Here is a 9,257-nt window from a genome sequence, read left to right as displayed (position 1 = left end):
CCAGCATATTGGCCACATACATACTGGCTTCCGCCACGCCAATCACCGGACAACGGGTGAGTTCCCGCGCTGCTTCTATGCCCGGATCACCCCAGCAGGCCAGAATAAAAGCATCGAAGTCATCACCTGATAAGATAATTTCTTCTAGAATGCCAGGAATAGCTAAATATTCATCATAGTAGCTTTCAACAGACTGAGGCCCCGATCGCGGCTGGGTGGTGACGATTTCGACATGGGGCGATCGCACCTGTTGAGCAATGCGATCAATCTCCTGCGTCATCAACTCAAATGTATTGCCATTAATGACCTTAATTCGCATGGACAGCCTCTTATATACAAGTTGAAGTAAGATACTGGCATCAGACTCATCAGATCGCTCAAGCCCGATCCGAGCCATCTCATCAAGACTGCCCTCAGGATGAACTAGGGCAGATCAAGCTGGACTGGCATCGCCCAAGGACGCGAGGATGGCTCCTAAGTCTAGATAAGCTTCTCCCACATCAGCGATCGCATCCAGCAACATTTCCCGCTGTTCACGATAATTGGAGATCCCCGTCGGTAAAGACGACAGTCCGCGCTGTTGGCGCAGACGGTTCAGCCAAGTGCGTCGCCATGGGCCATTGTCGAATAAGCCATGCAGATGGGTACCCCAGAGAAGCTGAGCATTATCTACTACGCCTAGATTGCGATCGTCAAATAAGGCTGTAAACGGCGATTCATCGGTTTCATTAACGTCCTTATCCAACGCATGGCTGCGCCCCTGGCAGAACTCATAGCCCACCACCGGCAGTCCTGCTTGGGGATAGTTGGAGGTCACCGATCGCTGCCGTGCTGTTTTCTGGGAGGTAATCACCGTTTTTAAGGGAATGAGTCCCAAACCCTTGAAGCGTCCTTCCTGTCCTTCAATGCCCTCCGGGTCAGCCAATAGCTTACCCATCATTTGAAAGCCGCCGCAGATTCCCAACACAGTTCCGCCCGCCGCTGCATAGTTTTGCAATTGTTCCGCCATGCCGGTACGCTGCAGGGTTAGCAAATCAGCAATGGTAGATTTGGAGCCGGGGATAATGACCGCATCAGGATAGCCCAAGGTTTCCTTCAAACCCACGTAGCGCAGGGCAACGCTGGCTTCCGATCGCAGTGGATCAAAGTCTGTCAGGTTAGAAATTCGAGGTAGTTTGATAATCGAAATATTGACGTCTCGACCGCTATCGTGGGTGCGATGATCAATTAAGGAAAGAGACTCAATGGCAGGAAAGGTTTGGTCAAGGTAGGGAATTGTGCCCACCACCGGAATGCCCGTGCGTTCCACCAAGTGTTGAATCGTTGACTGCAGCAGCGATCGCGATCCATGAGCCTTGTTGAGAATCAAACCCGCGACCCGCGATCGCTCGTCGGGTTCCAGCGTTTCCAGAGTTCCTAAAACTTGCGCAAACGCTCCATCCCGCTCTAGGTCAACCACCAAAAAGACTGCCGCATCAAGGGCCTGAGCCACCCGAAAATTAGACACATCGTAGGGTTTTATGGGCAACTCTGACGGTGTTCCTTCACCTTCGCAGACCAACACATCGAACTCATCCTTGAGCCGATGCAAGGCATCTTGAATCACCCGCCATGCTGCTTCATGGTGCTGCGGATAATAGTCTGATAGATTGATTTCACCAATAGCGGTTTTGCCAGCAAACACCACGCGGGCGATCGCTGCATCTTGGAGCTTGAGCACGATGGGATTCATATCCACCCGTGGCAGGGTTTGGGCAGCCCAGGCCTGCACCGCCTGCGCATAGCCAATTTCACCACCACTCGATGTAAAGTAGGTGCTCACTCCACAAGTTTGGGCCTTAAAGGGGCCAACCCGCCAGCCCTGGCGAACCAGAATTCGGGACAAGGCCGTCACCAGTAACGATTTTCCCGATCGGGAAAGCGTTCCCAGCAGCATAATTGCCTTCATGTCAGTGCCTCCCACTGGTGCATTACTGTAGCCATTCCGACCAGCGTATCCATCGACTTAGGGTATTGAGAATGCGATCCACCCAAGATGGCGGTGGCATTGTTGTTGCGGAATGCCACTGATCCAGCAGCAACCGACCCAGAGGGGTCAACCGAAAACTATCGGTTAAGCCTTGTCCATCCACTTCCCGGCGCAGCATCCCAACCTGGATCAGCCACAGAAGTTCTGACTCGGCAACCAATTCCGCCACAGGGCGACGAGTATAGCCCAGCCTGCAGCCCGATTCTCCAGCGATCGCCCCCAGGGCAACACCTTCCCGACTCATGGTGAAAAATAAAGCTGGGGAAAAAGGCGAACAGCGCACTGCTCGCTCAGCTCGAAGGATCGTGCGGCGTGGGTAACGAGCAAAAATCGGGTTTGACTTTACCGAGGTCATAGATCTGCTAAAGGCCCTAGGGGATAATCACCGAAAGAGGCAGCCTTGCCTGAATCTTCTACATTCTATGCCGGCCCTCGACAAATGCCCAACTTAGCCAACATGGCCGTTGGACGTCGAAGCCAAAGCCCCATCGTTCCCTAGCCCCTTTGGGGCGGCTACGCCAACGACTTTGCTTAGGGAACTAATTCGCTCAGGAAACCAGTTAGCTCTGGGAATCAGTTAGTTCAGAAAACGCTAGTGCCCTACTACAAAGTCAATTTCCAGCAGAGGACTAGAATGCCCTGAGTACCTTGGTATGGCCCCAGACGTCATTCCCGTGACTCCGATGGTTCATTTTCTTGACTGAGCAATTGCTCCAGCCGATCCTTCGACCAATATTCTGTAGATAGGGAAATCGTGATGATCTCTGCAAGCTTAATGAGCCAAACGGTTCGTTCGCAACAATCGTCTCCCTCATCTGGTGTCGGAATATAAAGATCGAGCAGCTCCACAAATTCTGCATCGAGATAAATGGGCACCCCCATAAAGTCACCATGGGGCAGCCGCACTCGAACTTCATGACCTTGGCGAAACGCCTCTTGAAGTCGAATGTAGAGCCGATTTTGTCTGGGGTTAATGTCTAGCATCATATCTCTACTGCTTAGTTCATACATTGGGGCGATCGCTCATCTATGGGCGGCGATCGCAGAGGGTTGGGCACATGATTCTAACATCGGGTGCTCAACTCAGCATGGACGGCTGGGGTTCGAGCCACTTATGTAAAATGTCGCGGGTGGGTTGACGGAAGCCAGACCGTTCATAGAGCGATCGCGCCTTGGGATTATGGTGATCGACCACAAGACTGAGAACCTTGATGCCCTGACGGCGGCAGGTGGTCTCCATTAAGTCCAGCATCTGCGACCCAAGTCCCTGCCCTTGAAACGCTGGTCTTAGGTAGAGCTCATCGAGCAAGGCATCTCGCCCGCCCAGCTCCAGGCTATAGCCAAAGGTAATGATTCCATAACCAGCGATCGCTTGATGGGCTTCCACTAGCCAAAACTGGCCATAGGTCTCGTTTTGCAAAAATTCCGTCAAGACAGGACGAGTCCATGATTCTTGAAACTGAATTCGCTCGATTGCATAGAACTCCTGCATCAGGTTCAGGGCAAGTTCAAGGTCTGCCAGTGTTGCCAAGCGATAGGTCACATCAATCGCCGTTTTGCTCATTGCAGATTAGCTCGTACAGTAATTGTGCATATTCTGGCCATATTGCCCCAAAAAGGGCAACCTTGACTAGTGAATTCTAGAAATCGCGCAAGGTTAGCGACGCGTTGAGTCCCAGAGTGCCCTGAGCGATCGCTTCAGAAGTTGACGGCTAACCCTGATCCCTGAAAGGCGATCGCCCTTGGCTCTAGGAAGCAGTTGGACTAGGTGGGACTCTCAACCAGCCCTGACACCTAAGTTGAGACGTCCCATGTTCATTCGGGTATTCGCTCTACCGAAACGATTCAACCAGAACACCAGCCGCTAACAAGCAGAGAACAATCAAAACAATCCGCCATAGTAATAGAGCGACCAGAAATATAAAGATTTCTGCCACAGGGAGAACACCTAGGGTGATAGAAATCAATGAGAAAAGAGTGCCACCAAAGACAAACAAGAGCGTATATTTGCCAACCTGGACAGCAGCGCTAAATAACCAATTGGGGGGATAATTCGGTCTCATGGTAGCCTCCCGTTCCGCTAGGGGTAAGTGGATGGAGTGAGTCGAATGATGAGTGGCGTAAGGGTTGGATGAGGATGGCTTGGATTGCAATAACGTGACGCTGACGGTGTTGGCACCCCTTACCACGGACATACACATCGAGGTCTGTGGATTACGGGCAGGTTGTGCCAGGTCTTGGATTGGATGAGATAGCTGGGTTATCTGCTAGGGAGATGGGATGGCCGCCTTGCCAATAGAGCATCCTTAGGGAGAGCGGCAACCGTTATCAACGCTAAGGCAGCGGCAGGCGATCATGGCATCACCTCACGATTCTGAGCAGAATGACACAGAATTTTGCATCAGCCAAAGCTCCATAAACAGTGCTTCTAGGCGATCGCCCAAGCAGGTCATGACAATGCCGTCGTGGGTATGGCGATCGCTGGCAATCCATACCCCAGGAAGACTGACTTCGATCCAGTGTTCGTCAACAGCATCTAGGGTAATGACTGAATCCCTTGAAAAATGGCGGCACTGATTCGTCCATTCGGCTTGAATTGCCTGTTCTAGATCAGTTCGTTGAATAGCTTGAGTGGAAAACAATAAGGAGGCGCGACTGCTGTGTATGTGGATGCTATGTCCTGTCCGTAGCGCCAGCAAAGCTCGACGAGCGAGCAATACCTCTAGGGGTTCGGCGACCCGTTCGAGATACAACCCCATATCGGAGTAGGTGAGTTTGAGCATGGATCACCTCTGGGTTAGACCATCTGGATGGGAAAAACGATGAAAGATGCGATCGCGGAGCCTAGAGACCAACAAAAACCCCGCTCCTGGCAACTCAGAAGCGGGGTCAACATCTAGCACAACGCTAGGTTTAGGTGACGCTGGGTATGACCTGAGGTCGATACCTGCCGCTCTGATGGATGACTTGGATTGGATATACAAAAATAGGGTGATCAATCCCTAGGGCATCAGTACTAACGCCTAGGTTATCGGTACCACGATGGAGCAGGGATACCATCAAGCCAGCAGCATCCAACAGGTTGGATAGGAGCGATCGCAGCCCAACGGTCAACACCATCTCTGCACGTTCACGTACTACTATGCTCTCGATCCCTAAAACCAATGCGATCAGCCCATGCCCTAGGAGATGGCATATTCCAAGGCTGGAATTCGTACCATGCCCATGAGTAGCCTGGCACCGACGGTCAGTGCTGCCCGCAGCCAGCGATTGCCCAACGGATATGCCGTTGAGGCGCTGTAGGAGTGGCTGTAGTGCAAGGGGTCTAAACATGGAACTAGCCAGGGTTGAATCGTGAAGATGGGGTGTGAACAAACGTCTAAATAACCTAGATCAATGGCTTGATGCCAAGGATATATGGCTGTGAAACCCACTGTGGGCCACAGTCAAGCTTTGCCTGGAAACTGGAAGGCAGATGCCATTGATCTCAATACAATTTAAGTATTCAAATACTACACTTGTAGCATCTATAATGTCCAGCTTTTTTCAAGATCTTGAAGATAGCTTCAGGTTTTCCACTCGGTCACTAGGGTGAGGCTTAACCAAGTTCCCCGATCGTCATAGCTGCGAATCAGCCGCTGTCGCAGATCAGGGCGCACCAACCAACCTGCTTCTAGGAAGAAGGAGCGGCGGTTAGGAATGGTTAAAGGTGTGTTGCAGGAGGCTCCGTCGGGCAGCATCAGCAGTTGGATTGCATAGGGCCCTTGATTGAAGGTGAGCGTCGCGCCATCAATACTGGCTTCAGAGGTAATGTAGCGATCGCTCCATAACAAAGATTGGATGAGGCGATCGCCGTCGCGTTGAATCGTGAGGGTTGTGCGACAGGTGGTGGGCGATCGCAGATCGGCATAGAGGGTGATCGCTTCTCCGCGCCATAGACCGACGAGTTGATCCACCGTCAGGGGTGGGCGCTCTGCCGCGTCACTGCCCTGCCGCTGTTCACGAATTAGAGTGATGCTGTCTAGATGGCTCTCGGTATTAAAAAGCGGCACCAAACGCAAGCGGCGATCGCCTTCGATAAACCCAAATTCGGCCCCAAATTGCGAGAAGGGGCCATACTGCATCGATCCTTGGGAAAAGGCCCCGTTTTCAAAAAACAATACACTCCGACTTAAGGAGCTGTACTCAAAGGTTTGGGCAGATTCAGCAGAGCCATGGTTGGGAAAGCGCTGCACCGTTTGCTGCATCGTTGCCCGATCCGTCGTCGGCACCAAAGAAACCAGCGTCGGCGTATCCGACTCGATCTGTCCACTGGCTCCAAGACGCGTGAACGAGCCGGCCCAAATGCCTGAATTTTTTAGAAGGCGCTCCCATTGAGAGAGGGAAGGTAATTCCGTCATCGACCTGCGCATAAATGTTGATGATAGCGGCGTCACAGCAAGAAGCGATCGCTCACTCCATCGGTGACTACTTCTATAAGATGCAGGATTTTCGATTCATTTGCAGCTTTTTTCAACCCCTTCTCTTCGTCAACTGTCTGCTGCCAGGGCTTTATTAAAGATGAGACTCAACATCATTCTCATGGGGCTTAAGGTTCATGCCCATAACCCCGATCTGCGAGAGCAGAAAATCTCATCATGAGAATTACTGAAAAATCTGTGCCGAAATTATCAAAATTCACTCAAGCTTGTATAATGACAGACTCAATCTTTTAACAAAATGTAAAGTATTAGAGAGTGATTTCTATGGTCATTTCTCAATCAATCTGGGTTGCGTCGTATACCGTAGCGGCGACACTGACAGGGCAGGCTACATCTACCTTAGAGATGGGTTTGTCTGATACACTACCCATGGCAGAAGCGGGCGTTTCCCAGGCATCGCCCCAGCTAGCCGAGCAGTTCGTCAGTGACATCAACCCAGACGTCAAAAAGCCAACGTGGCAGATCGCTTTAAATTCCGACGATTTACCAGGCGATCGCCCGCCATCTGAAACACCCTTGTGGCTGGGAACTGCGTTCAACGCCATCAACTCCATGACCGTGATGCCCGGGTTGCCTACGCCGCTGTCAGTAGACATCACCTATGTCCCAAGCTTCCATCTTCCCCTTCTTGAGGGAGTCGAGATTCCTGCAACCTCCTTTCAGCCCATAGCATCCGATCATCAATGCATGCCCTCTCCGTCTGAGGAGGTAGGACTGCTCACTAGACCGGTGTTAACCAATAAAGAGCATCAAGCCAGCTATCAGGTTTGGGTGGGTAAATATCCCGTGCTCGAACTGCCCACGGAGATTCGAGCTGATTGGGTTGCACAACGACTACGCTACCAGTTGGAAGAATTTTCCCTAGAGCCCATGAACGTGAGGCTGATCCAGCGCGATGGCGTTCCGACGCTGTACCTCAATGATCAACTGCTGGTGATGGTGCATGATGACTTGGCGGCGGCCTATGATCGCAGTGCCGATCTTCTGGCGATCGCTTGGGCCAACAACCTGCTGATTGCCCTAGGGCAATCTCCCATGACCCTAGTCGAAGCCCAAACCCAACTGTATGGTCTTGCCTACACCGGAGAAGTCATGGATGGCATTGCTTCTTGGTACGGCCCCTACTTCCACGGTCGCATCACGGCTACAGGGGAAACCTTTGACCAAACCGAGCTGACCGCAGCCCATCCCTCTTTGCCCTTTGGTACCTACCTAGAGGTGATTAACCTTGAAAACAACCAATCTGTGATTGTGCGCATTAACGATCGCGGTCCCTATGTGGGAGAGCGATCGCTGGATCTGTCTCACCAAGCAGCCCAATGTATCAATAGCGAGGGAACTGGAGTGGTTAACTACGAAGCTCACGTGCTGGCAGCCCTTCCCCAGAGCCCTCCTACATCGTCTGCCGCCCTTGTGAATGATCACCTGATTGCCCAGGCTCAAGAGCGATTGCAGAATAATCCGTCTTAGGGTAGATAGTGCCACGTTTTGTCAGATCTGTGGGAGGAACGATGAACCTGGTTTAGATCAGTAGACGTCGCCAAGATGGCTGGGTATGATGCGCACCTAGCCCATCGTTCCATCCAGGAGCGTCCCTGCTCTCGTCTAGATCTAGGCAGGTTTATGAGCCACCCAGTACTTGCTCATGAAATGGGTTACGGTCGGCTCCACCGTGAATCCGGACGTTTCTAAACGTTTCACCAAGTCATCGGTCACATAATGGCGATAGTAAGGTTCATGGAACATCTTCGGAAAATTGCGCATGGTCACCGCAAATTCAGGAGAATCACTTTCCTGAATCGAGTCGCAGATGACTAATGTGCCCCCCGGCTTCAGAACCCGAAAACATTGATCGATGACAGCTTGGCGGGCTGCAGGCGGCAGTTCATGGAATAAAAACACACAGGTTATCCCATGAAAATAGCCATCTTGGTAGGGCAAGTCCTCTGCATTAGCCTGGGCTAATTGGGGCAGTTCTCCCGGCAATTGCGATAAATGTTGGTTGGCCTTGCGTAGATAGGCAGGAGACAAATCCGTTCCATAGAGCGAGGCTTGGGGCAATGTACCGCGCAAAAACCGCAGCGTTCTTCCGGTTCCGCAAGCCACATCCAAGACGCGGCGTTGACTGGGCAGCTCATTGCTAAACGCCGCAAGCCCCTGCTTCAACGGAGCCAACACTCGCCGCCGCATGGCATCTGCGGAACCATTGAAGAGAATTTCTACTTGTAGGTCATAGAGGTTGGCAGATAGATCACTGAGATACCCATTGGTTTGATGGTGAAAGTTTTGTAGGTAGTAGCTAGGGTAAATCTCGGTATTGATATCGTCATCAAAGTCTTGATGTCGATTTTGCTTAGCCCGCTCCCAGATGACAGGCATATCCATCACTAGCAAGGGGTAGAACCGGAAGAAATCATCCCAGGGATTATCAAACAGTAGCTCGACCGGATACACACCCTGCTCGGCATCCTGCCAATCCGTCTCCAGTAAAACATTGAGGCGCTGGTGAATCAAAGCCAGAACATTCGCGGGCAGTGAATCTGTTTGGCGGTCTTCTGGAGGAGGCGAGAACAAGCTGAGCATTTGAGTGCTCAGAGTTTTATGGGCCAAACCAAATGCGCTCTTGCCTTGCTGAAAGGTTTGATAAGCCAGCTTAGTCAGGGTGTCTGTCATGGGATTGCTTAGCAGAAATTCATCGATTCACGATTTACTGTAAACAAGTGTAACGAAGAAATAGGGGTCAGTTT

Annotated in this window: 11 protein-coding genes; 2 read left to right on the top strand and 9 right to left on the bottom strand. The window is 51.6% G+C overall.

Annotated features, from left to right (window positions below):
- The 8 genes from V6D20_09275 to V6D20_09240 form a co-directional block, all read right to left on the bottom strand.
- A partial coding sequence (locus V6D20_09275; GenBank protein ID HEY9815969.1) for an aspartate/glutamate racemase family protein occupies positions 1-319 on the bottom strand: 319 nt, incomplete at its 3' end.
- A gap of 114 nt (positions 320-433) precedes the next feature.
- Entirely contained in the window at positions 434-1,948 is a 1,515-nt protein-coding gene (cobQ, locus tag V6D20_09270) for a cobyric acid synthase CobQ (protein HEY9815968.1), read from the bottom strand.
- Positions 1,949-1,970: 22 nt separating this feature from the next.
- Positions 1,971-2,384, bottom strand: a complete 414-nt coding sequence (locus tag V6D20_09265) for an Npun_F0494 family protein (protein ID HEY9815967.1) — start codon at positions 2,382-2,384, stop codon at positions 1,971-1,973.
- Between the two features lie 311 nt (positions 2,385-2,695).
- Positions 2,696-3,016: a hypothetical protein gene (locus V6D20_09260; GenBank protein HEY9815966.1), complete on the bottom strand. Its 321-nt coding sequence runs from the start codon at positions 3,014-3,016 to the stop codon at positions 2,696-2,698.
- A 91-nt stretch (positions 3,017-3,107) separates the two neighbouring features.
- Positions 3,108-3,593, bottom strand: a complete 486-nt coding sequence (locus tag V6D20_09255; GenBank protein HEY9815965.1) for a GNAT family N-acetyltransferase — start codon at positions 3,591-3,593, stop codon at positions 3,108-3,110.
- Positions 3,594-4,395: 802 nt separating this feature from the next.
- On the bottom strand, positions 4,396-4,812 hold the full coding sequence (locus V6D20_09250) for an alr0857 family protein (protein ID HEY9815964.1): 417 nt from the start codon (positions 4,810-4,812) through the stop codon (positions 4,396-4,398).
- A 130-nt stretch (positions 4,813-4,942) separates the two neighbouring features.
- A complete protein-coding gene (locus V6D20_09245) occupies positions 4,943-5,149 on the bottom strand; it encodes a hypothetical protein (GenBank protein ID HEY9815963.1) in 207 nt (68 codons plus the stop codon).
- 446 nt (positions 5,150-5,595) lie between these two features.
- Positions 5,596-6,429, bottom strand: coding sequence for a DUF3598 family protein (locus V6D20_09240; protein ID HEY9815962.1), 834 nt, complete (start codon positions 6,427-6,429; stop codon positions 5,596-5,598).
- Between the two features lie 20 nt (positions 6,430-6,449).
- On the opposite strand from V6D20_09240, the gene V6D20_09235 reads away from it, so the two are divergent.
- Entirely contained in the window at positions 6,450-6,587 is a 138-nt protein-coding gene (locus V6D20_09235; GenBank protein HEY9815961.1) for a hypothetical protein, read from the top strand.
- Positions 6,588-6,774: 187 nt separating this feature from the next.
- Positions 6,775-7,980 (top strand): septal ring lytic transglycosylase RlpA family protein, encoded by a 1,206-nt coding sequence (locus V6D20_09230; protein ID HEY9815960.1) that lies wholly within the window; start codon positions 6,775-6,777, stop codon positions 7,978-7,980.
- A 141-nt stretch (positions 7,981-8,121) separates the two neighbouring features.
- On the opposite strand, the gene V6D20_09225 is transcribed toward V6D20_09230, so the two are convergent.
- Complete coding sequence (locus V6D20_09225) at positions 8,122-9,183, bottom strand: class I SAM-dependent methyltransferase (protein HEY9815959.1); 1,062 nt, start codon at positions 9,181-9,183, stop codon at positions 8,122-8,124.
- Positions 9,184-9,257 lie beyond the last annotated feature (74 nt).

It is taken from the genome of Candidatus Obscuribacterales bacterium (assembly GCA_036703605.1).
GTDB lineage: Bacteria > Cyanobacteriota > Cyanobacteriia > RECH01 > RECH01 > RECH01.
The sequence above is the reverse complement of the archived record's forward strand: the minus strand, read 5'-3'. Positions and strand labels throughout refer to the sequence as shown.